This window comes from Prosthecobacter fluviatilis, from assembly GCF_055388355.1.
In genome coordinates, this window is record NZ_AP043782.1 from 4,333,223 (window position 1) to 4,358,923 (window position 25,701).

A 25,701-nucleotide genomic window follows, 5' to 3' on the forward strand; every position below is an offset into this window, starting at 1 on the left:
CTCCGTGTGCGGCTTCTGGCAGGTGTGCACGCCAACCATCTCCGCTCAGACTTTCAGCCCCTCACTGCGCCAGCCTGTGGCTCACAAAATCCACCAGTTCGGACCGGATTCAAATCCAGGCCAAGGAGCGCGGACTTCCAGTCCGCAGCACTCCGCAAGCCGTCTAGCTCCGCGCCTTTTCCTTCACTCCATTACAGCCTTACCGGCACCCCATGCCCGCCCAGGTACTTCTTCACATCCCCCACGGTGTACTCACCAAAGTGGAAAATGCTCGCCGCCAGCACGGCGTCCGCCTTCCCATTGCGCAGCACGTCCACCATGTGGTCCAGATTGCCCGCACCACCGCTCGCGATCACAGGAATGCTCACCGCCTCGCTCACGGCCTTGGTCAGCGCGATGTCGTAGCCAGCCTTGGTGCCATCCGAGTCCATGCTCGTCAGCAGGATTTCACCAGCGCCGCGTTTGCACACCTCCGCCGCCCATTCCACCGCATCCAGCTCCGTCGCGTTGCGGCCACCGTGCGTGTAAACCGTCCACGATCCCCGCTCATTGCGCTTCGCATCGATCGCCACCACCAGGCACTGGCAGCCAAACGCATTCGCCGCCTCGTCGATCACGTGCGGCGTCTTCACCGCTGCCGTATTGATCCCCACCTTGTCAGCGCCCGCCAGCAGCATCTCGCGCATGTCCGCCACGGTGCGGATGCCTCCGCCCACGGTCAGCGGCATGAAGCAGCTGGCCGCCGTGCGTGCCACCACGTCCACCATCGTCTTGCGCTCCTCGTGGCTAGCGGTGATGTCCAGAAACACCAGCTCGTCCGCGCCTTGGGCATTGTACACCTGGGCGCACTCCACGGGGTCTCCGGCATCGCGCAGCTGCAGGAACTTCGTGCCTTTCACGACACGGCCTTCCTTCACGTCGAGGCAGGGGATGATGCGTTTGGTCAGCATAGGGAAAAGGGGATACGTCGAAAAAGCCAAAAAAGGAAAAAATCAGAGGACGAATCCTCCGATTTTTTCACTTCGTAGCGCTCTTTTCGGCTCAGTCTCAGCCCAGGGCGGCCGCCACCATCGTTTCCAGCTTCACGATGTCCTTCGCAAAGTTGCGGATGCCTTCGGCGGTCTTCTCAGTCGCCATCGCATCTTCGTTGAACAGCCAGCGGAAGGTCTTCTCGTCACTGCCGATCTTCTCGATCTTCAGGGACTTCGCGTTCGCGGCGTTCAGCTTCGGCGTGATGACGTCTTCGCTGGCTGCCAGTTCGCCCAGCAGGCCGGGGCTGATCGTCAGCAGGTCGCAGCCGGTCAGCTCGGTGATCTCGCCCTTGTTGCGGAAGCTGGCGCCCATCACCTCGGTCTTGTAGCCAAAGTGCTTGTAGTAGTTGTAGATCTGCGTCACCGACTGCACGCCCGGATCTTCAGCGCCCACGAAATCCTTGCCGGTGCTCTTCTTGTACCAGTCCAGGATGCGGCCCACAAAGGGGGAGATCAGCTTGATGCCGCCTTCCGCACAGGCCACGGCCTGGGCCAGGCTGAAAAGCAGCGTCAGGTTGCAGTTGATGCCTTCCTTCTGCAGCACTTCCGCCGCCTTGATGCCTTCCCAAGTGGAGGCGATCTTGATCAGAATGCGCTCGCGGCTGATGCCGGCCTTCTCGTACATGCCGATCAGGTGGCGCGCCTTGTCGATGTTCGCCTGCGTGTCAAAGGACAGGCGGGCATCCACTTCGGTGGACACACGGCCGGGGACGATTTTGAGGATCTCCAGGCCAAAGGCCACCACGAGATTGTCCATCACGGCGTCCACGCCGCCGGACTTGCCATCAGCCACAGCCTTGTCGAACAGCGACTTGTACTCAGCCTTCTGCGAAGCCTGGAGGATGAGGGAGGGATTGGTGGTGGCGTCCTGGGGCTTGTAGGCCTTCATGGCTTCGAAGTCGCCGGTGTCGGCGACCACCACGGTGTGCTGCTTGAGCTGGTCGAGCTGGGTCATAGTCTGGTTTTTTGGGGGGGTGAGAGTAAGGGCTGTGGCAGGTTAATCAAGCGCCAGGAAACGCACGCAGATGCTGCCGGGCACATCCACTTTGGTGCCGGTAAAGGTCAGCTTGCCGCTGTCCTGGTCCACCTTGAAAAGGGCCGCCGTGGCACTGTCCTGATGCGCGGCCACCAGCCACTTGCCCGTCGGGTCCAGGCAGATGTTGCGGGGGATCTTGCCCTCCACGGGCACATTCTGTAGCAGCGTCAGCTTTCCGGTGGCCGGGTCGCAGGCAAACACGGCGACCGTGTCATGCGTGCGGTTGCTCACATACACCACGCGGCCGTTCGGGTGCACCACCGTCTCCGCCGTGCTCAGGCCCTTCATGCCGCGGTCTGCCTCCGGCAGCGTCGAGACGGTTTCGATCTCTGTCAGCCCGCCTGTGGCCGCGTCGTAGGCAAAGACGGTCTCCGTCATCGCCATTTCGTTGTTCACATACACATACTTGCCGCTCGGGTGAAAGGCCAGATGGCGCGGGCCGCCGCCGGCGGGCGTCTTGGCAAAGGGCGGCTCATTCGGCGTCAGCTTGCCGCTGGCCGTGTCCACCTTGTAGATCAGCACCTTGTCCAGGCCCAGATCGCAGGCGTAGGCATAGCGGTTATCCGGGCTGAAGTTCACCGAGTGCGCATGCGGTCCCGCCTGGCGCTTCGGGTCCGCGCCACTGCCCTCGTGCTGGAAAAAGCTCGCTTCAGGCGAGAGCGAGCCATCCGCCTGGATCGCGTACGAGCCGATGCTCCCGCTGCCGTAATTGGAAATCGTGGCCACACTCCCGGTCTTGTCCACGCTCACATGGCAGGGGCCCACCCCGGACGTGGCAGACTGGTTGATCAGCGTCAGCTTGCCTGTGTCCTTGTGGATGCCAAAGGAGCTCAGCCCCCCGCCTTTCTTGCCATCCGCCTTCACCACGTCACCGCAGGCGTACAGATATTTCTTCGTCGGATGGATCGCCAGAAAGCCCGGGTTCCCAGCCTCCGCCGCCAGCTGCGGCTGCGTCAGCTCTCCCGTCGCCGTGTTAAACCTCGCCACATAGATCCCCTTGCTGCCGTTTTTGGCCGTCGTGCTCGTGCCGAAGTACACGAGGAAGTTTTCCCCCGCGATCGCGGTGGTGGTCAGGGCGGCAAAGGCAAAGGCGATGGAGGATCGGGTCATGGCTGACCCGATGCTGACGGCGTGTGGCTCCCCGGTCAAGCCCTCACTGAGCCCCCTGCATGAAGCCTTTTCATCCCCCCGATTTGTTAGCTTGCTCCTTTCCGGGGGCCGCGCATCATTCCGGCATGAAACCTTCCCTGTTTCTTCTTGCCGCCCTTTTTTCAATGCTCGCTGGCTGCAGCGGATTCCAGCCCATCAAGCTGGAGCACGACATGGACAAAGAGAAGCCGCTCGACTACCGCGAAGGCGACTGGATCCCGAAGAACACCTAACCGGGTGCCTGTCGGTCTCCAAAATCCATTTGTTGCGCGCATTTGACCGCGCCCGTTGTGCTCGCCACGTTGCATCCCATGCAACCCGCCTGGTTCCACGTCGAAAACGAAGCTGACATCCCATCTCCCTCGCTGCTCTTCTACCGCAGCCGCATCGAGTACAATCTGGCCCTCATGCTCCAGATTGCGGGAGATCCCAAGCGCCTTCGGCCTCATGTGAAGACCCACAAGACTGCCGAGGTCATTGCCATGCAGATCCGCCTCGGCATCACCCGGTTCAAGGCTTCCACCATTGCCGAGGCCGAGATGTGCGCCGCCGTCGGCGCCACGGACGTCCTCGTCGCCATGCCCTGCGTCGGCATCAATGCCCACCGCCTCGCCGACCTCGCCGCCAAGTTCCCGGAAACCCAGTTCTCCAGCATCGCCGATGCCGAGGAGACCATCGCCTTCCTCGCCTCCGCCGCCCAGCAGCACAATGTCACCCTCGGTGTCTATCTCGAGCTCGACTGCGGCATGGGTCGCACCGGCATCGTCCCTGGCGATGAGGCCGCTCTCCTCGCCCACGTCCTCAAAGACACCCCCCGCCTCCAGTTCTGCGGCCTCCACGCCTACGACGGCCACATCCACGATGACAGCCTCGATGTGCGCCGCGAGCGCTGCGATGCCGCCTTCGCCTCCGTCCTCCAGTTCCGCTGCCGTCTTCAGGGAGAGGGCATCATCGTCAAAGAACTCGTCGCCGGCGGCTCCCCCACCTTCGGCATCCACGCCACCTATCCGGACCGCACCCTCAGCCCCGGCACCACCGTCCTCTGGGACTTTGGTTATGGCGACAAATACCCCGCCGACCTCCCCTTCCAGCCCGCCGCCGTGCTCCTCACCCGCGTCATCAGCAAGCCCGGCAAAAACCGCATCACCCTCGACCTCGGCCACAAATCCGTCGCCCCGGAAAACCCCCACCCCCGCGTCCGCTTTGAGGAACTGCCAGACGCCGTCGCCATCATGCAGAGCGAGGAGCACCTCGTCCTCGAGACCGAGCGCGCCCACGAGTTCACCATCGGCCAGGCCCTCCATGGCATCCCCCGCCACGTCTGCCCCACCGTCTCCATGCACGGAGAGGCCTACATCATCGACGGCTGCAAAACCACCGAACGCTGGCCCATCACCGCCCGCAATCGCCTCATCACCGTGTAGTAAGAATGCATTTCGAATCCTCGCTCATCCCATAAAGGGAATCGGGGATTCGGTTTTGTGTAGTCGTCCGAGCCAAACAAAGTAGCCTTGTTCCTGTGGAACAAGGAACATTCCGCCTAGCCCCAGACGCTTAACAAGATAAAACCAGTCCCATCAAACATACCCCTTAGGGACGCACGACCTCCCCATGCACCACTGGCTCCTCAAATCCGAACCCGACGTCTTCTCCTTCGACCACCTGAAGCAGCGTCCCAAGAAGACCGAGCCCTGGAACGGTGTCCGCAACTACCAAGTGCGCAACATGATGCGCGACGACATGGCCCTCGGAGACCTCGGCTTCTTCTACCACTCCAGCTGCGACGTCCCCGGCATCGCCGGCATCGTGAAGATCGTCAAGGAAGCCTACCCGGACCCCACGCAATTTGACCCCTCCTCCGAATACTTCGACAAAGGCAGCAAGCACGAGGAACCCCGCTGGCTCATGGTCGATGTCAAATGGGAGACCGACTTCAAAACCTTCGTCACCCTCGACATGCTCCGCGCCGACCCCAAGCTCGCCGACATGCTCATCCTCCGCCGCGGAAACCGCCTCTCCATCACCCCGGTCGAAACAAAACACTGGGACCGCATCTGCAAACTGGGCGGCCTTTGATGCGAGAGCATTTGGAGTGCGGTCGCGAAGATGCAAGGCGCAGGCCTGCATCGCAGCTACTGCTTTCACGGGGTTTTGGACGTGCTTCGGCCACAGCCTGCCGTCCGGCATGCGGTGAGTGCTTTCGGGCAGCATGATGGCTTCCGCACGCCGTCCAGCCTGCAGAAAGCGGTAGCTGCGCGCCAGCCCGCTCCTACTTGTCCACCACCAGCTCCGTCACACTCACCGTCCCATAGCTGAAGCCCACGCTCAGATTCGCCTTCGCGCGTGCGATGGACGCATGCTCATACGTCTTCACAAAATCGCCCACCGTCACTGTCGCCTTGCTGCCCCGCAGCTCCACGCGGATCTTCGTCCACGCATCCGCCTTCAGCACCACCGCCTTCTCATTCCCCAGCGAGATCGACTTGTGGTCCTTCTCCTCCGGCGGAAACGCCCGCACGCCCATGCCCGCTGCGGAGAAAACCAGCCGGAACACATGCCCCTTCTCGCCGTTCGCCGTGAAGACCACCGTCTTGTTCGCCGCATCCGGCTTCACCGCGAAATGGATGGCCGCGTCCGTATAAGCCAGATCATAAAACAGGATTGGCCCGTGATCCTTGTTCTTCTTGTACAGTTCGTCATCCTGCGTGCAGGTGGCGCACCCTTCCGCAAACTTCCACTCCCCACGCATGGCACGGCGGCCTTCAAAGCTCGTCGGCAAAAACTCATCCTTCAGCAGCGGCGCATCAGCAGCCAGGGCTGAGACGGCGATCAGGGCAAACAGGGCGGCTTTGAACTTCATGGCAGTGTCTTGGCGATCTTGTTGAAACCTTCGCGCACCGTTCCATCCGCGCTGATCAGCGGCTGCGGATTCTCCACCCGGCCCAGCTCACGCACGCCGGGCGCATCCTTCGTCTTGTCTCCCAGGTCCGCCCTCATCGTCTCCGCATGCTTCTCCAGTTGGGCCACGATGTCGGCATGCTCCGCCGCCACATTCTTCGCCTCGCCGATGTCCTTGTCCAGGTTGTAGAGCTCCTTCTTCCCCAGATGCAGCTTCCACGCACCGCTGCGCACCGCCTGCAGGTTGAAGCCCGCATAGTAATAAAACACATCATGCCCGCTCGCGCCCTTCTGCCCGAGCAGCACGGGCGAGATGTCCTTGCCGTCCAGCTTCAGCTCCCCCACGCTCTTGCAGTGTGCCAGCTCGCCAAAGGTCGGCAGCCAGTCCATATGCGCCGTGATGGCCTTGGTCTCCGTGCCAGCAGGGATCCGGCCCGGCCACCACGCGATCGTGCACACGCGGATGCCGCCCTCCAGCGTGCTGCCCTTGCTGCCCCGCAGCGGCGTGTTGTCCGCTCCCTGGTTCAGCGGCCCGCCGTTATCGCTCGTGAAAATGACCAGCGTGTTCGAGTCCAGCTTCAGCTCACGCAGCGTGTCCAGCACCTGCCCCACCGACCAGTCCACCTCCATCGCCCAGTCCTTCTGCAGGCTCATTCCTGATTTGCCCATGAAGTCCTGATGCGGGTAGTGCGGGAAATGCACCGCATTGTGCGGCAGGTAGAGGAAGAAAGGCTTCTTCTGATGCTCGCGGATGAACCTCATCGCCCTCTCAGTGTAGCGGCGGGTGAAGGTGTGCTGCTGCGCCGCCTTCACACGCTCCACCACATTGTGGTCCTCGATCAGAGGCAGCGGTGGCTGCGCCGGTCCCTTGATACCGGTCTCCGGCTCAGCGTCGGCCTTAGCCGCACCCGCCTTGCCTTTGCCCTTCGCACCTGCCTTCGGCAGCGGCTGGTCCGGGTTGCTCTTCGAGCCCTCCGCTCCCGGCCCCATGTCGTTGGAATAAGGGATGCCATAGTAGCTGTCGAAGCCCTGATTGGTCGGCAGAAACTCCGGCTGGTCGCCCAGGTGCCATTTGCCGATGCACGTCGTCGCATAGCCCGCACCCTTCAGCACCTCCGCCACCGTGGTCGCCTTCGGGCTCAGCCCCACCGCCGCCGCAGGGAAGAGCACATGCGGCACCGGCAGCACCCGCTTCGGGTAGCAGCCGGTCATCATCGCTGCGCGGGAAGGCGTGCACACCGGCGCGGCGTAGTGGTTCGTCAGCTTCATCCCCTCCTTCGCCATGCGGTCCAGGTTCGGTGTCGGCATCTTCGCCCCAAACGGCCCGATGTCCGCATAGCCCAGATCATCAATGTTGATCAGCACGATGTTCGGAGTCTCGGCGGCAAAAGACGCACTAAGAATGAGGAAGGAGCAGAGAAGGGGAAAAACAGGCTTCATGGAAGAGGGTAAAAAAAACGGGCGGTATGTCAGCAGAGGATCACGGTGGCTATGGGGCATCACTTTGACATCCCAGGGCTACTCTTGAGTCTTTTTCTTCGGCGCAGCACCAGGATCCACCAGCTCAGGATTGTACATCACATTGCCCTGAGGAATCGCAGGCGTCACGCCATCGGCAGGGAAGGTGGTCTTCACGATCTCACGGAGCTGTTCCGCCAGCTTTGCCTGCACCTCCGCCTGCTCAGGTTTGTCCGCCAGATTGGTCAGCTCCTTGGGGTCCTTCTCATGGTCATAGAGTTCTTTGCCAGCCTTGCCTTCATCCCACTCGATGTACCGCCAGCGGTCCGTGCGCAGTGCATAGCCAAAGATCCGTTTTCCATCATCACCCTTCGCGGCGCTCGCGCCCATGCGCTTGAATCCACCCCCGCGCACCACCTGGCTCAGCACCCAGCCGCGGCCTTTCACCTCGGGGTCTTTCAGCATCGGCACCAGGCTCTGCCCCTGAAGATTCTCGGGAGCTTTGACACCACACAGCTCGGTCAGCGTCGGATACAGGTCGATCAAGCCCACCGGTGAATTCGCAACCACGCCCTTCTTCGCGCCAGGTCCCGCGATGATCAACGGCACGCGTGCGCTTTCCTCAAAGATGCTCTGCTTCTGCCACAGCCCATGCTCGCCCAGATGGTAGCCATGGTCACTCGTAAAGACCACGATCGTATTTTCCGCCAGTCCCAGCCGGTCCAGCGCATCCAGCACCTTGCCCGCCTGTGCATCCATGAAACTGATGGCGGAAAAATACGCCTGCACTGCCTGCCTGCGCAGATCGTCCGTCAGCTTGTCCTGCTCCTTCTTGTAGCTCCCCAAAGCCGGTGCCGGCAGGTCCGCCTGATCCTCCTTCACACCTTGCACCACCGGCATCTCCGCCTCCGGGTAGCCCTTGAACCACTTCTCCGGAGACACATACGGCGTGTGTGGCCGGAAGAAACCGAGGGCGAGGAAAAACGGCCGGTCCTTCTCCTTCGCACAGCGTTCCAGCACCCACTCCGCATCCTTCGCCTGCAGGCCGTCCGTGTGCTTCTCATCAGGCCGTGGCGAGGCATGCCAGCTCAGCGTCCCGCCAAAGTTCCCGGGCAGCAGCGAAAAAATATCCGGATGCTCGATCAAGCGATCACAGCCCGCAGGGTTGAGTTCAAGCTCCCACGAAGTCGGGTCATCGTGGCCGTTCGTGCCGATTCCGTTCGGCACGCCATAATGGTAAAGCTTCCCGATGCGCGCCGCAAAGTATCCCTCCCTGCGGAAAGCCTGCGGCAGACTCACCGCATTCGGGATCGTCTGGCGGAAAAGCTGCGAGTTCGTCAGAATCCCCGTGCTGTTCGGGTACAGACCGGTCAGCATCGAGTTCCGGCTCGGGCCGCAGAGCGGAAACTGGCAGTTCGCATTCTGAAAGCGCACCCCCCGCGCCGCCAGCCTGTCCAGATTTGGCGTCTTCACCAGCGGGTGCCCGTAGCAGCCCAGGCTGTTGTTCAGGTCGTCCGCCATCATAAAGAGAACATTCAGTCTCTGCGCTGCGTGCAGCTGCGAAAGGGCGAGAAGTGCGAAGGTGGCCAGAAAGAAGGTAAATCTCATGCGGCGTGGGGAAACGCCGGCAAACAGGACATCTTGCCAAACACCTTCGCCCTCAGGGCAGGGCACCTGCGCAGCACCACCGCCCGACATTAACTCACTGTCTTTATGATAATGTAAAGAAATACCTTATGTGAAAGGTTGAACTGCTGAAACCTTTATTGTTACCCCTGAACATTTGCTTGCTCAAAACTAGCGCAATCACTTAGCCTGCCATTCCGCCAATCAAAATTCATCATGAGTTACTTACGCGCTTTTCGCCGTTTCTTGGGCACATGGATGTTTGTTCTCTTGCTGGTATGGCAGGTAGGCCAGCCGTTGCAGGCAGCCACCTTTTATTGGAACCAGTCCGCTGCTGGGACTTACAGCTGGAATGATGGCGGCAACTGGCTGCCTGCATCGGGCTACCCCGGCGCCCTCGATGACATCGCAAACTTGAACTCTGCCCTCGGCGGAGCGCAGACAGTCAGTTTGAGTCAACCCACCACTCTCGGCACGCTCAATATTGGCGACAGCAGCGGCTCCGGCTACGCCATCACCCTGGGCACCGGCACCCTGCTCTTTGACGTGAGTGCTGGCTCCGCCGGCATTGTCAAAACAGGCGCCGGTCTCGACGTCATTTCGGCCAGCACCATCTTCAGGGACACGCTGGCGATCACCAACAACGAAGCGGTCGGCACACTCACCATCACCGGCACGTTGCGCTCGGCGCTCTCTGACCTCACGCTCAACGGTACCGGCGCGGTCGCAACGGGCTCCATTGACATTTCCGGTGTCATCGGCACCGGCGGCAGCCTGATCAAGAACGACGCCGGCACGGCGCGCATTTCGGGGAGCAACACCTATGCAGGCGCCACCATCGTCAACGCCGGCAGGCTCATCCTCAATGGCACGGCCGCGCTGCCGGTGCGCAGCGCAGTGACCATCGCCAGCGGTGCCAGGCTCGACGTCCAGCAGGCATTGACCATGGGCTCGTTGAGCGGTGCCGGCATTTTGGACAACTCATCCGCCAGCAATCGCGTCATCACCATCGGCCGCGACGACACCAGCACCACTTTTTCAGGCACCATCTCGCCCGCCACCGCCTCTCGCATTGCCATCACCAAGATCGGTGCCGGCACGCTCACCTTCGCTCCCACGGCCAGCAGCACCTTCTCCGGAGCCACCATCATCAGCGGCGGCGGCATCGTGCTCGATTTTTCGAACATGGCTTCCACCAGCATGTGGGCTTCCACCGCCACCACGCTTTCAGGCGGAAATCTGACGGTCAAAGGCAAGAGTGGCCTGGCCGTGTCCCAGACTCTTGGAAATTTCACCCTCGGGGCCACGGGCGGTTCCATCATCGTCGATGCCAACGGCAGCACCTCAGGCACCACCCTGACCTTGGGCACCTTCACATCGACCGCCTCCGGCGGCACCTTGCTCGTCCAGGCTCCGGCCAACACCACCGTGAGAGTGACCACCACCACTCCCACCAACAGCATCTACGGTGCCGGGCGTGCGGTCTTCACGGACGGCGCAGGCAGCTACAACTGGCTCAGCAACACCGGCGGCTCTTCTCCATTCGTTTTGAGCGGGCTCGGCACCGCGGTGGGCAGCACCCCTGGCTACACCGGAGATTTGCCCACGACCGGCGGCACCACCACGGCAAACTACACACTCAGCGGCGGCCTCGTTTTGACAGGGGCATCCACACCCGGCACACTCAAAATCACGTCCACCGGTGCCGGTCAGATCCTCGACCTCAGCACCTTCGGCATGACGGTCAACCAGTCAGGCATTCTCGTCACCGGCTCGGATGCTTACGCCATCAATGGTTCCACCGGCACCCTGGCCAGTGCTGGCTCGGCGGATTTGATCATCCATCAGTATAACACCGGCGGTTTGACGCTCAATGCAGGCATTTCAGGTGCCGGTGCCCTCGTCAAGGCCGGCACAGGCGTTCTGACCCTCGGCACAACGGTCGCCAACACCTTTACCGGCGCTGTTTTCGTCAACGGTGGCACCCTGAGCTTCAGCAGTGTCACTGCAGGTGGTGCGGGCAGCCTCGGCAATGGCTCAACAACGGTCGTCACGCTTCGTGATGGTGCCACGCTTCAGTACACGGGTGCCACCGGCACCATCAGCGGCGCTGCCACGACAGCGGGTGCGCACACCTACACCCTCCAGGGCGGCAACGCCACGATCGATGTCTCTCAGACCGGCACCATTCTCACGCTCAACGGTGTTGTCTCTGGGGCAGGGGGCCTGGTCAAAACAGGCGCTGGCACACTCGCGCTTTCGGCTCTCCCCACTTACACGGGGCCCACCACCATCAACGGTGGCGTTTTCCAGATCGGCATCACCTCCTCCACGGGGGGCATTCCTGACCTGAGTCCGGTCATCCTCGGCGCCTCCGGCAGCCTCGACATCAACGCCACGGCCGCCAGCCAGACCGAGACCGTCGGTTCCATCTCCGGCTCCGGCACCATCTTCAATTCGTCCACCACCGTCAAAACCCTCGCCGTCGGCGGTGACAACACCTCGACAACTTTCTCCGGCACCTTTGCCACCTCGGGCTCGGTCGGTGGCGTGGCGTTCACCGGGGCGCTTGCCAACGTTCTGACCAAGCAGGGCACCGGCATTCTGACCCTTTCTGGCACCAACAGCTGGACGGGCGGCACAAACATCGCCGCAGGCACGCTGCGCTTTGGCGTCGCTCAGGCCTTGAATTCCACTGGCACGGTCACCCTGGCCATCGGTGCTGCTGCTCTGCCGGCTCTGCTGGATTTGAATGGCTACAATTTCACCTCCGCTGCCATCACCTTTGGCGGCACCAGCACCACCTCCGCTGCCCAGGGCACTGTCGATGTCACCACCGCCACCCTCACCCTCGGCGGGAATGTCACCTACACGAGCACCGGCAATCCCCAGGCCGCCGTCATCACGGGCACCGGCACGGGCAATATCACCCTCAGCGCCGCACGCACATTCTCCGTCGGAGACAGCACCAATGTGGCGGCCGTCGGTGGGTATGAGCTTTCGGTCTTTGTTCCCATCACCGGGGCCTTCGCACTCACCAAATCGGGAGCCGGTAATCTGCTGCTCGCCGATGACAACACCTTCTCCGGGCTCGTCGTGCAGAGCACCAGCGCGGGCGGAATGCTCACGCTCACCGGCGACAACTCGGGTCTCACAGGCACCACCACGCTCAACAGCGGCATCCTCCTCCTGGACTACACAGCTTCCAACACCGCCAAAATCAGCACTACCGGGGCGCTTTCACTCCTGGGCGGCAGCCTCGTCCTCAATGGCAATGCTTCTGCCGCCACCTCACAGGTGGTCGCCAGCACCACCTTTGCCGCAGGCGCGCAGTCCGGCATCACTCTCAATCCCGGTGCAGGCCAGAGCCTGGTGCTCAATCTCGGCGCTCTCACCCGTGCAGCCGGCGCGGGCCTGCTGCGCATCAATCTCGCCTCCGGTGTCCAGAGCTCCTCCAATGGAGTGCTCACCTCCACCACCAACGACGCCACCACCGGCCTGGTCGGCACCGGCGGCGGCTGGCTCACCGTGACAAGCGGCGGCGTCACTTCCTTTGGCACGGTGTCCGGCGGCAACATCATCGCTGCCACCTCCACCCTTCAGGACGTGGTCACCGGCTGGTCGGCCGGGCAGAACATTTCGGATTCGGCAGGTTTCACCGGCACACTCGACACAGAGACGGGCATCACGAGCCTGCGCTTCAATTCCTCCGGCGCCTCCAATGTCGTCATCACCGCAGGTGGTCTGCTGCGCATCGACAGCGGCGGCATTCTCCAGACTTCCGGCGCCGGCGTCACCACCATCAGCGGCGGCCGCCTTGCCGGCAACATCGGGAACGAGTTGATCTTCACCACGGACAGCCTCTCCCAGTCTCTCTCCGTTTCATCGGCCATCACCGGCGCCACTCTCATCACCAAGGGCGGTGCAGGCACCTTGGCTCTCAGTGGGTATAACAATGCCACCGGCGCTTTCAGCGTCCTGGGCGGCACCGTCATCGCCTCCGGCGGCTTTGCTGTCGGAGACAGCCAGGCTCTGACGCTTGGAGCCGTGGGCTCCGCTGTCGTCTTCAGCCTGGCAGGCGGCACCACTGAAATCGTCGGCAGCCTCACCGGTGGCAATACCGGCTCCCACGGCGGTTCCACGGTGGCGCTTGGCGCGGGCAGCACTCTGATCATCAATCAAACGACGGCCGCCACCTATGCGGGGCTATTTTCGGGCGATGCCACCACCACCCTCATAAAATCCGGTGCATCCACGCTGACCTACTCCGCCAACGGAGGCAGCGGCTTTGTCGGCACCCTCCAGATCAACCAGGGCATCTGGCTCATGAACGGCAACGTCACTCAGTTCGGGACCGCACTCAACGCCATCGTGATCAGTGGCACTGGCAGTTCGGTGCAGTTGAACAATGACCAGACTTCCGGCATCAACCGTATTCCCGACGCCACCCCTGTGACAATGAGCAACACCGCAGGCGGCCTCGGCCTTTATGCCTCGCGCAACGGCGGCACCTCGACCTCTCTCGAAACCGTGGGCGTTCTGACCCTCAACGCCGGGCAGAACACCATCACCGCAGACGGCACCGCCGCCTCCCGCATCGGAGGCCTGAGATTCAACGACGCCGCACCTCTGGTTCGCAACAATTTCTCCACCGCCCTCCTCCTTGCCCGCAGCTTCGACACCGTGGCCACCCAGGGCGGCAGGATCGTTTTCAGTGTGGATCCCGGCGGCTCCATCGGCGGAGGTCTCGCCGGTGCAGTCACGGGTCAGACCAACTTCAGCATCTACCCCTTCTTCATCGGTGAAAGCACCGCCGCCGCACCCGTGGCCGCCACCAATGTCGGCAACTCCTTCGTCACATTCGTCGATGGCACCCTCGGGCTGCGCACTCTCAACATCGCCACGGAGTACGTCCAGGAAGCCGCCGGCTTCAATGCGCTCGCCAGCGTCACCACAAACAATGTCCGTTTTACCACCGGCGCGACGCTCGCCGGCTCGGCCACCGTCATCAATTCTTTGCTCGTGGACGCAGCCTCGGGCATCACCCTCACCGGGCCTTCCCGTGGTCTGCAGATCACCAGCGGCGCCATCCTTTCCGCCAATGCGGTGGCCAACGTCATCGGCGGCTTCACCGCCCTCACCACCGGCGGCACGCCCTACTACGCCTACGTCACCAATGCCTCGGGGTCGCTCACATTGAACTCAGCCCTCACCACCACCGCAGCCCTCGTGAAGTCAGGCGCAGGCACGCTCGTGCTAGGCAGCGCCGGAAACACCTTCACCGATCTCTATGTCAATCTCGGCCTCGTCCAGGCGGACGCACTCGGCAAGCTCGGCACCGGCAGCTTGAACTTCTTCGGCGGCGGCCTCCAGTTCTCCGGAGTTTACGACCCCTCCTCAAAAACCATCACCGTGGGTTCCGGTGGGGTGACGTTTGACACCAATGGCAACAATATCTCTTTCGCCAGCGCCATCGGTAACAGCGGCGTCGGCGGCCTCACCAAGATCGGCGCCGGCTCCCTCACCCTCAACGCCGTCTCCACCTTCACAGGAGCCTCCACCATCAGCGCCGGCCGTTTGATCCTCGACGGCGGTGCCAACCGTCTGCCCACCACAGCCGGCCTCAGCTTGGGCAGCACCGGGGTCTTGCAGTTGGGAGGCACGACCGTGGCGGATCAGGCAATCACCGACTTGAGCGCCGTTGCCGGGGCTTCCCTCGTCGGCGGAAACAGCACGGTCTCGACTCTCACCATCAGTCAAAACACCAACACCACCTATGCAGGTTTGATCGGCGGGGCAGGGGCCAATGAAAACAACATCGCCATCGTCAAAGCTGGCCTCGGCACTTTGACCCTGGGAGCCACCGCCAGCACCTTCACCGGCGGCATCACCATCAAGGCCGGTTCCGTCATCGGCGGCAACAATTCCAATACCTTCGGTGCCAGCACCAACGTGATCACTCTCGGAGACACCTCCGGCAGTGCAGATGCCAGCGTCACCTTCTTCAATACCGCCTCCGGTTACGCCAACCCCATCGTGGTCGCGGCCGGCAGCACCGGCACCGCCACGATCTTCCTCGGCACCACCACGGGCGCTCCGGTTCTCAGCGGCGGCATCACTTTGAACAAAGATCTCATCATCGCCAAGGAAGGCACCTCGGGCGCATCCTCCATCACCGGCGGCATCACCGGTTCCGGAAATGTCATCATCAGCAACAATGCCACCACCGGCACCATCACCCTGTCCGGCACCACCATCAACAACACCGGCACCATCACCAACAGCGGCCTGGCCACCGGCACCACCACCATCAGTTCCGTCATCGGCTCCAACGTGACCGGCGTCATCCAGAACAGCCTCACTTCCAGCCTCACCCTGGGGGGCGTCGCCAATCTGTGGACCTCCGGCCTCGTCATCAAGGCGGGCACCGTCATCGGTGGCAGCAATGCCAGCACCTTTGGTGACAGCTCAAACACCATCACCATCGGTGATTCCTCAGGCGCCTCGAATGCCACCCTGCAGGTGACCGCTGCGCTCACCTACCTGCAGCCGGTCACCGTCGCCTCCGGCAACACCGGCATTGCCACCATGATCCTCGGCACCGGCACCGCCAGTGTGATCTGGAACGGCTCCGTCACCCTGAACAGCCATGACCTCGTCATCGGCAAGACTTCGACCACCGGCAGCGCCCAGCTCAATGGCGGCATCACGGGCACCGGCAGTGTGGTCATCAGCAACACCGGCACCACGGGCGGCATCACCCTGGGCACCAACACCCTCAACAACACCGGCACCATCACCAACTCGGGCACCGCTACCGCCACCACCACCATCAGCTCCGTCATCGGCGCCAATGTCACCGGCGTCATCCAAAACAGCCTCACCTCCAGCCTCACGCTCGGCGCAGTCGCCAATCTGTGGACCTCCGGCCTCCTCATCAAGGCGGGCACCGTCATCGGCGGCAACAATGCCAGCACCTTCGGCGGCAGCGCCAATGGGATCACCATCGGCGATTCCTCGGGTGCGTCCAATGCCACCCTGCAGGTGACCAATTCGCTCACCTACCTGCAGCCCGTCACCGTCGCCTCCGGCAACACCGGCATTGCCACCATGATCCTCGGCACCGGCACCGCCAGTGTGATCTGGAACGGCTCCGTCACCCTGAACAGCCATGACCTCGTCATCGGCAAGACTTCGACCACCGGCAGCGCCCAGCTCAATGGCGGCATCACCGGCACCGGCAATGTGGTCATCAGCAACACCGGCACCACGGGCGGCATCACCCTGGGCACCAACGCCCTCAACAACATCGGCACCATCACCAACTCGGGCACCGCTACCGCCGCCACCACCATCAGTGCGGACATCGGCGCCAACGTGGCTGCTGTGATCCAGAACAGCGCCACCTCCGCACTGACCCTGAGCTCGGCCAGTTTGAACTTCGGCTCCGCAACCGTCAGTGCCGGTACATTGAACATCACCGGCTCCGCCGCCACCGCTCCCGCTTTGGCCAGTCTCAGCGTCGCCGCCGGTGCCACATTCAACACCTTCAACACCGTGGGCCAGACACTGCACCTCACCAGCCTGAACCTCGGCGCTGGCACCGGAGCCGCCACTCTGGGCATGGATCTCGGCTCCACGAGCAACTACGACTCCCTCTCTCTCACCGGCGCTGCCACCGCCGCCAATGCGGTAAACTTCAGGCTCACCGGGCTCGGTGGTTTCGGCCCCGGTGTTTACACCTTGCTCTCAGCCACCAGCGGCCTGAGCGGCGCCACTTACGCCCTCAGCTCCGCTTCCTCCCAGATGGCGGGCTACACTTTCTCCCTCTCCAGCACAGACAGCCTCGTCCAGCTCACGGCCACGGCTTCCACCGGAGACTTCTACTGGAAAGGTGCCGTCAGCGGCAGCTGGACCGCATTCAGCGGCGCCTCCTCAAACTTCACCTCCGATCTTGCAGGCACGTCAAACGTCCTGGGCACTCCTGGGGTGAACAGCAGCGTGATCTTCAGCGCCAATGGCCTCAGCAGCACCTCCCTCAGCACCACGCTGGATGGAGCTTTCAATGTCAAAGACCTCACCTTCAGCAGCAATGTCGGCTCCGGGCCCTTGACTGCGATCACCATCGCCCCGGGCACCGGTGGCTCGCTCACATTGACACCCACGTCTTCCGCCAGTGGCATCACTCTTCAGGCCGGCGCTCCCGCCGCTGTCACCATCTCGGCTCCCGTCATTCTCGCCGCCTCCCAGAGCTGGACCGTCGCAGACGCGGCGACAGTCCTCAATGTCTCCGGCGGTGTCACCGGCAATGGTTTCAGTCTCACCAAGCTCGGTGACGGCACCCTGCAGCTCACCACCGCCAATGCCTCCACCTACAACGGCATCACCACCATCACAGGCGGCACCCTGCGCGCCGGTTCCGCCACCGCCTTCAGCGCAAACTCTGCTGTGGTCGTCGGAGCCGCAGGCAGGATCCAGCTCAATGGCTTCAGCAACACCGTTGCTTCCCTCTCGGGGGCTGCGGGTGCCATCGTTGAAAACGGCAGCCCGGCCACTGCCGCCACCCTCACCGTGGGCGGAGACAACTCCTCCACCACCTTCGCAGGCGTCCTGCAAAATGGAGGCGTTGCCAACCTGGCCCTTGTCAAAAACGGCACCGGCACCCTCACCCTCAGCGGCGCCAATACCTATGCCGGCAACACCACCGTCAACAACGGCGTCCTCAACATCACCGGCTCCCTCATCGGCAACACCACCACCCCCACGCTCGCTTACGGCGCCACGGCAAACAGCACCGTTGTGAATGTCAGCGGCGACATGACCCTCTTTGCCATCACCGGCGGCAACTTCGCCGGATGCGCCGCCGTTTACAATCAGACCGGTGGCACCGTCACCATCGCGCCCGGCATCGGCAATGCTCAGTATGTTGCCAGGGCGGCGGGCTCCTACGGTTACTTCAATCTCACCGGCGGCGTCTTCAGGGCAGGCAACCGCTTCGACGTCAACGGCGCCCCCAATCTCGGCAGCGCTTTGAACCCCGCCACCTCCTCCGCAGGCGTCGTCTTTGTCGGCGGCACCGGTTTTCTCGACCACACCAATGCCGAATGGTTCATCAATGGCTACAGCCTCGGACAGATCACCGTCGCCGACACCGGCGTCATCGACCACACCGGCTCCACCAACCCGTTCGCCTTGTTCATGGACAGCACCACCGTCGGCGGCACCTACGGCGTTCTAAATGTCGCGGGCGGCAGTGTCATCACCGGCGCGCAGCCTGTGCGCTTTGGCAACAGCACCACCAATGACAGTGGCAACTCCGGCTTCGTCAATCTGGCCGCCGGCACGCTCAGCGTCGGCGTGGCCATCTCCTCCAGCGTCAATCCCACAGGTGCCAACAATGCCTACCTCAATTTCGCCGGCGGCACCTTGAAAACCACCGCCGCGATCTCCAACTGGGTGCCGGTCTCAAATGCCGGCATCACCTACACCTCCACTCTCTTCGGTTCTGTTGACAACCACGCCATCTCCGGCGCTCCCTCCTTCAATGGCGGCCTGGTCTTTGACACCAACGGCTTCAACAGCTCCCTCAATCAGCCCCTCACCGCCGCCACCGGCGTCGGGGTCACTCAGGCAGACATGACCGTCGTCGGCGGCACCGGCTACATCGGCGCACCCGCAGTTGTCTTCAGCAGCGCAGGTCTGGTGGCCGGCGGCACTCCCGCCGCAGGCTACGCCCTCATCAGTGGCGGAGTCGTCACCGGCATCGTCATCACCTCGCCGGGCACCTATGTCAGCGGCACCACACCCACAGTCACGCTCACTGGCGGTGGCGGCACAGGCGCGTCCGTCACCCTCGGCGCGCTCGCCACGGCCAACACCTCCGGCGGCTTGACCAAGATCGGAGCCGGCACGCTCACGCTCTCCGGTGCCAACACCTATGCCGGCGGCACCACCGTCACTGCAGGCACACTCGCTCTGGGGGCCGGCAACACCCTCCTCGCCACAGGAAACGTGACGGTGAATGGCGGCACGTTCGACCTCTCGACTTTTTCCAACACCGTCGGCACCGTCTCCCTTCAGGGCGGCCTCATCACCGGCACCACCGGCGTGCTCACCTCCACCTCAAATTTTGATCTGCGCAATGGCACCGTCAGCGCCATCCTCTCCGGCAGCGTGGGCCTCACCAAGACCACGGCGGACACTGTCACGCTCAATTCCGCCAGCACCTTCAGCGGCGCCGTCAATGTCAATGGCGGCAGGCTCTCCTTCGCCACCAGCGCCAGTCTGGGAAATGCCTCCGCCACCAACACCATCGGCATCAATGGCGGCACCCTCAGCTATTCCGGGTCCGGTTCCACGGACCTCACCACCGCGCGTGTGCTCACCCTCGGCTCCTCCGGCGGCACCGTTGAGACCGCCAGCGCCACCGGAGTTCTCACCTTCTCCGGCGGCATCAGCAGCTCCAGCACCGGCAATCTCATCAAAACCGGCGCCGGCACCGTCATCATCTCCGGCACCAACGGCTGGAACAGCGGCGCCAGTGCCGTCTTCGTGAATGACGGCACCTTGCAGGCCGGTTTTGGCACCGGCGGCATCAGTGCGCTCTCCGTCGCTTCCACCGGCGTGATGAGCTTCCAAAACGGCAGCACCCAGGCCCTCGCCCTCACCTCCGGCGCCCTTCAGGCCGTTGGCGGCGCACGCCTTGGTTTCGAGCTGGGAGCCTCCGGCACCAGCGATCAGATCATCAGCTCAGTCGCCGCCGTGGTCAGCGGTACCATCACCCTCGACTTCTTCAGCCTCTCCGGCTTTGGAAGCGGCACCTACAGTCTCATCTCGGCCGCAGGCGGGCTCGATCAGGCCACCTTTGCCCTCGGCACCGCGCCGGTCGGGTTCAATTACACCCTCAACACCAGCGCGACCCTCGTCACTCTCGACGTCGTGTCCTACGTCCCCGTTTACTGGACAGGCAGCCAGCCCACCACTTCCTGGGCCACCATCAATGCCGGCCCCTTGACCAACTGGGCCACCAACGCCGCCGGCACCATCAACTACGCCACCGTCCCGACCACCACAGACACCGTTATCTTCAGCGCCACCAATGCCACCGGTCCCGCCATCACCACCACCCTGGACGGCAGCTACACCATCGATGGCCTGCAGTTCATCGCCTCCCCCTCGGGCGTCACTGCGGTCACGATCAATCAGGGAACCACAGGAACCCTCACCCTCGCTCCCAGCAGCACCTCCGGCGGCATTCTCGTCGCTGCCAATGCAGGCGCCATCACCATCAGTGCGCCTGTGGTTGCCTCCAGTTCCAATGTGACCTCTCAGACATGGAACGTGGATGGCACAGGTGCCTCCCTTCTCGTCAGCGGCACGGTGTCCATCGATGCCCTCATCAACAAGTCCGGCTCCGGAGTCCTCACCCTCAGCAGCACTGGCAACACCGGCGCCGGCGGCTTCACCCTCTCCGGCGGCACGCTCAACATCAATGCAAACAGCGCCCTCGGCACCGGCACCTTCACCATCGGTGCGCTCACCACTCTCAACAACACCTCAGGCTCCACGGTCAGCCTGGCGGCCGCCGCCAACGCCATGGTCTGGAATGGCAGCTTCACCTTTGCCGGAGCCAATGCCCTCAATCTCGGCTCCGGCGCTGTCACGCTTGCTGCCAACACCACCGTCACCACCAGCGCCAGCACGCTCACTGCCGGCGGTTCCATCAGCGATGCAGGAAACACTCGCTCGCTCACCAAGTCCGGCGCTGGGACGCTCGTTTTGAGCGGCGGCATCACCATCGGCGGCAGCCTTTCGGTCACAGCCGGCACCGCGACCTTTGGCGGAGCCACAAACACCATTGGCGGCGGCTTCAGCATCTCCTCCGGCACCGCCACCATCAGTGGCAGCAGCTCCATCACCGGCTCGGTGGACGTCACTGGCGGCACCCTGACCTTGGGCGGCGCAAACACCATCAGCAGCGGTGTCAGTCTCACCGCGGGCACGCTCAACATCGGCCAGTCCGGCGCCATTGGCAGCCAGGCCTTCACCCTCAGCGGCGGCTCGTTTGACAACACCTTCGGCGCAGCGCTGACCCTGAACAACAATCCGCTGAACTTGAACGGCAGCTTCACCTTCATCGGCTCCAACGACCTCAGCACCGGCACCGGAGCCGTCACCCTGCTCAGCTCTTCCACCATCGGAGTGACCTCAAAAACTCTCACCCTCGCAGGTGTCATCGATGACGGCGGTGCCGGCTTTGGCATCACCAAATCCGGTGCCGGCACCCTGCGTCTGTCCGGACTCAACACTTACAGCGGCAGCACCGTCATCAACCAGGGTACCTTGGTTTTTGACACGCAGCAAAACCTCGCTGCAGTCACCAACACCCTCGTGTTCGGCACCTCCAGCGCCATCACCACCGTCGGCACTTTGGACCTCACCGCCGTCAGCGCCAGCTTTGGCGGCGGCTTGATCGCACAGAGCAATTCCTCCTCCGCCAGCATCATCAGGATCGGCTCGGGCATGACCCTCTACACCGGCAACGACGTGTTCGTCGGCGCCTCCACCACCTCGGGCACCACCACCTCCATTCTGAACGTCACCGGTTCATCCGCGGGCGTCGGCACCTGGGACGCCTCCTCCTCGGGAGCCACGTTCCGCGTCGGCGGCGGCAGCACCGTCGCCAGCACCACCACCCTGGACATGACAGGTCTCGGCACTTTCCTCGCCAATCTCGGCGGTGGTGCCTTCCGTCTCGGCAGCGCGGACTCAGGCACCGTCTCGGACACCGTCAAAATCCTGCTCGCCCCCGCCAGCACCATCACCGCCTCCGTCGTGGATGTGGGCGCTTCCACCGCTCACGCCGGCACCTCCACCTTGACGCTCGGTACCGGCGTCACCACTCTCAACGCAGACGTCCTGAACATCGGCGGCGTCTCCACCAGCACCACCTCCGCCCGCGGCAGCGGGGTGGTCAATTTCGCCGTGGGCTCGGGCACTTTGAAGCTGCGTGCCGTCAATGGCACCGGCGCCACCACCATCAATTTGATCAACACCACCGGCAGCACCAACACCGCCCTCACCGCATCCGCCCTCTTTGCTGGCAACAGCGTGGACATCCTCGCCAGCACGCTCACCATCGCCTCGCGTGCGCCCACCGCCACCGCCACCACCCAGAGCGCCACCTCCACATTCACCTTCGACACCGGCACCCTCGCCGCCACCACGGTCACTCTCGCCAGCCGTGGCGGCTCCAGCCTCACCACTGGAAACGTCACCGGCTCTCTCACCATTGGCGGCACCACCGCCGGCACCACCGCCACGTTCACGACCGTGAACATGAGCACCAACTCCGCCTCCACCGCAAACTCCTCCGGCAGCGCCGTCTCCACCCTCGACATCAGCGGTCAGGGCACCGTCACAGTGACCACTCTGAGCATGGGCTCTCTCAGCGTCAGCGGTGCCACCGCCACCAGCGGCACACAGGCCACGCTCAACATTGCCGGCACCGGCACGGTGAACATCACCACCCTCAACATGGGCGTCAGCACCCTCAGCGGCACCTCCGCCCTGGGCGGCACCTCCGCCGTCATGAACATCAATGGTTCCACCACCACCATTGGCACTCTGAACATGGCCGTCAATTCGGCCACCGCCGCGGCCACCATCGCCACCTTGGGCATCGCCACCATCAATCTCAACAGCGGCACCCTCCGCATCACCGGCAACCTCACCATGGGCAACACCACCGCCAATGCGCTCAATGCCGTGAGCAATTCCATCATCATCAACGGCGGTACCCTCACCGTGGACGGCAACATCGCCGCCACCAACGGCACCGGCACGGAAACCTCCACCCTCACCCTCAATGGCGGTGTCCTCGACATGACCGGCGGCACCATCGGCGCCTCCGGCAATCTCGTGACCACCTTCAATCTCCAGCAGGGCACGCTCAAAAACCTCGCCGACTTCAATGCGGGCGGCGCCTTGGTCAAATCCACCGCCGGCATTCTCATCCTCGACGGCACCAACGCCTACGCCGGCGACACCACCTTCGCCGTGGGCGGCGGCACCATCCAGCTCGGCGCGAGCAACGTCCTCCCGGACGGTTCCGGCAAAGGCAGTTTCGTCACCACCAACGGCCTGCTGAACATGAACGGATTCAGCGACACCGTGAACGGCCTCAGTGGCACCGGCACCGTGGACAATCTCGCCGCCGGTACCACCAGCACACTCACCGTCGGTGCCAACAACGCCTCCAGCACCTTCGGCGGCGTGCTTCAAAACACCGGCGGCAGCGCGGTCCTCGCGCTCATCAAAACCGGCACCGGCACTCTCACCCTCAGCACCGCCAGCACTTTCACCGGCGGCACCACCATCAGCAATGGCATCATCCAGATCGACAACGCCGGCGCCCTCAGCAGCGGCGCTGTCACCTTCGCCACTTCCGGCGTGCGCCTCGTGGTTGGCACCGGCCTCACCTTCTCCAACGCCATCACCATCGGCGCCAACAACAGCGCCTCCGGCAGAGGCATCATTGAGGCGGGGACCGCCGCCGGAACGGCCACCGTTTCCGGCCCCATCACCATCAGCGCCGCCGCCGCGGCCGGCGGCCATTTCGCCGCGCCCACCGCCGGCACCGTGTTGAATGTGACGGGCGTCATCACCTCTTCGGTCGCCGTCACCGCTCGCCTCGGCACCGTGGTGTTCTCCGGAGGCGGTACGGGCTACACCAGTCTCGTCAACAACCAGGACACCACCGCCATCGGCGCCAATAACGGCATTGCCACCACCGCCACCCTCACCATCGGCTCCGTGTCCGCGGGCACGTTCGATCTCGCAGGCTTCAATCAGTCCCTGGTCGGCATCGTCAAAGGCGGATCAAGCACGGCCACCATTGGGAACAGCTCCACCACATCCGACTCCACCTTGACCATCACAGGCGCCGCCCAGCTTTATGCAGGCGTCATTCAGAACGCCGTTGGCAGCGGCACACGAAAGGTGAGCCTCGTCATCAGCGGCGGGTCCCTGACTCTGACGGGCGTCAACACCTACTCGGGATCGACCACCATCTCCTCCGGCACCCTGGCCCTCAGTGCCTCAGGCACCGCGGCTTCCACAGCCGTCACCGTGACCGGCTCCGGCTCCGTCTTCGACATCAGCGGCGTCACCCCCGCCTCCGCCACCATCGCATCTCTCTCAGGGGGGGCTGATTCCAGCGTCACCCTTGGGGCAAAGACTCTCAACACCGGTGCCGACAATGCCAGCACCACCTTCAGAGGGACCCTCAGCGGCGTCTCCGGCGGATTGACCAAGCAGGGCACCGGCACCATGACCCTCACGGGCAGCAACTCCTATTCAGGCACCACCACCATCAGCGCAGGCACCTTGCAGCTGGGAGACGGCACCAGCGGCAACGACGGCACGATCACCAGCAGCCTCAGCATCGTCAACAACGCTGCCCTGGTCTACAACCGCTTTGGCAGCCTCTCTTACGGCGGCATCATCAGCGGCAGCGGCACAGTCACCAAGACAGGTGCGGGCACACAGATCCTCAGCGGTGCCAGCACCTACTCCGGCGGCACCACAGTCTCCGGCGGCACACTCCAGATCGACAACACTTCCGGTTCCGGCACCGGCACTGGCAGCGTCACCGTCACCAACACCGGCAGCAGGCTCTCAGGCTCCGGCACCATTGCCGGCGCCACCGTGATCAGCAGCGGTGCCGTTCTTGCTCCTGGCATGGGCGACACAGCCACGAGCAATCAGACCCTCACCTTCACCGCCGTCACCAGCACTCTGACCGTCAGTGACGGCGCCAGGATCGAGCTCAGCATCTCCGCTCCCACCACGCAGGCCTCCGGCGTTTTCTATGACGGGGCTTTTCACGACGGCCTTGGCGGCACCGCGACCACCGCTCTTGCCTATCTTCAGGGCATCGGCAGTTCCAGCCTGGCCGTGTGGAACAGTGCCACTCCTGGCAATCATGATTTCATCAATCTGGGCGCAGGCTCCCTCTCTCTCGGCACAGGAGCCGGGACCATCACCATTCTCGACAATGGCTACACCGCACACGGACCTCAGCTTGGAGACGTGTTCAACCTCATCGACTGGACTTCCTACAGCGGCAGCTTCAATGCCAGCACCGACTTCAGCCTCCCGGACCTCTCGGCATCCGGCATGTCTTGGGACACCACAGCCTTCACCACCTATGGCCTCATCGTCGTCGTGCCAGAGCCCTCACGCGCACTCTTCCTCCTGCTCGGTCTTGTCGGCCTTATGCTTCGCCGTCGGCGCTCATCTCGCTGAAGCCGCACGCCCTTCCATCATCCAGCGTTCCCATCCTCCCAGACTGCGGATCAAGAAGATCCCACCTGTGAATCAGAGCATGAATAGTTGAAACCGGGTCTGAAGAGAATGGGGCAGTCAGGCTCGCCAAGGCCCAGCGCTGCGGGCCAAAGGTCCGCAGGAGTCAGCCCTGGGTGTTGGATCCGCAACATTCTC

Annotated in this window: 10 protein-coding genes; 4 read left to right on the plus strand and 6 right to left on the minus strand. The window is 63.3% G+C overall.

Going from position 1 to position 25,701, the window contains the following annotated elements; genetic code table 11:
* Positions 1-191: 191 nt before the first annotated feature.
* The 3 genes from hisF to ACZ5WW_RS16975 all read right to left on the minus strand — a co-directional run bounded on the left by hisF (position 192) and on the right by ACZ5WW_RS16975 (position 3,177).
* Entirely contained in the window at positions 192-950 is a 759-nt protein-coding gene (hisF, locus tag ACZ5WW_RS16965; RefSeq protein ID WP_377166095.1) for an imidazole glycerol phosphate synthase subunit HisF, read from the minus strand.
* A 97-nt stretch (positions 951-1,047) separates the two neighbouring features.
* Positions 1,048-1,986 (minus strand): transaldolase, encoded by a 939-nt coding sequence (gene tal / locus ACZ5WW_RS16970; RefSeq protein WP_377166093.1) that lies wholly within the window; start codon positions 1,984-1,986, stop codon positions 1,048-1,050.
* A 42-nt stretch (positions 1,987-2,028) separates the two neighbouring features.
* On the minus strand, positions 2,029-3,177 hold the full coding sequence (locus ACZ5WW_RS16975; protein ID WP_377166091.1) for a lactonase family protein: 1,149 nt from the start codon (positions 3,175-3,177) through the stop codon (positions 2,029-2,031).
* Between the two features lie 125 nt (positions 3,178-3,302).
* Between ACZ5WW_RS16975 and ACZ5WW_RS16980 the strand changes: the two genes are divergently transcribed.
* From ACZ5WW_RS16980 to ACZ5WW_RS16990, 3 genes are all read left to right on the plus strand, one after another.
* Positions 3,303-3,449, plus strand: a complete 147-nt coding sequence (locus tag ACZ5WW_RS16980; protein WP_377166089.1) for a hypothetical protein — start codon at positions 3,303-3,305, stop codon at positions 3,447-3,449.
* Positions 3,450-3,527: 78 nt separating this feature from the next.
* Positions 3,528-4,640, plus strand: coding sequence for a D-TA family PLP-dependent enzyme (locus ACZ5WW_RS16985; protein ID WP_377166087.1), 1,113 nt, complete (start codon positions 3,528-3,530; stop codon positions 4,638-4,640).
* A 187-nt stretch (positions 4,641-4,827) separates the two neighbouring features.
* Positions 4,828-5,292, plus strand: a complete 465-nt coding sequence (locus tag ACZ5WW_RS16990) for an EVE domain-containing protein (RefSeq protein ID WP_377166085.1) — start codon at positions 4,828-4,830, stop codon at positions 5,290-5,292.
* 193 nt (positions 5,293-5,485) lie between these two features.
* Here the strand turns inward: ACZ5WW_RS16990 and ACZ5WW_RS16995 are convergent, their stop codons facing one another.
* From ACZ5WW_RS16995 to ACZ5WW_RS17005, 3 genes are all read right to left on the minus strand, one after another.
* The gene (locus tag ACZ5WW_RS16995) at positions 5,486-6,076 is read right to left on the minus strand and encodes a hypothetical protein (RefSeq protein WP_377166083.1); all 591 of its coding nucleotides are present in this window, start codon (positions 6,074-6,076) and stop codon (positions 5,486-5,488) included.
* On the minus strand, positions 6,073-7,554 hold the full coding sequence (locus ACZ5WW_RS17000) for a sulfatase family protein (RefSeq protein WP_377166081.1): 1,482 nt from the start codon (positions 7,552-7,554) through the stop codon (positions 6,073-6,075). Before ACZ5WW_RS17000 ends, ACZ5WW_RS16995 begins: the two co-directional genes overlap by 4 nt.
* Before the next feature lie 78 nt (positions 7,555-7,632).
* The gene (locus ACZ5WW_RS17005) at positions 7,633-9,180 is read right to left on the minus strand and encodes a sulfatase (RefSeq protein ID WP_377166080.1); all 1,548 of its coding nucleotides are present in this window, start codon (positions 9,178-9,180) and stop codon (positions 7,633-7,635) included.
* Positions 9,181-9,456: 276 nt separating this feature from the next.
* Between ACZ5WW_RS17005 and ACZ5WW_RS17010 the strand changes: the two genes are divergently transcribed.
* Positions 9,457-25,506, plus strand: a complete 16,050-nt coding sequence (locus tag ACZ5WW_RS17010) for an autotransporter-associated beta strand repeat-containing protein (protein ID WP_377166078.1) — start codon at positions 9,457-9,459, stop codon at positions 25,504-25,506.
* The last annotated feature ends 195 nt before the right edge of the window (positions 25,507-25,701 follow it).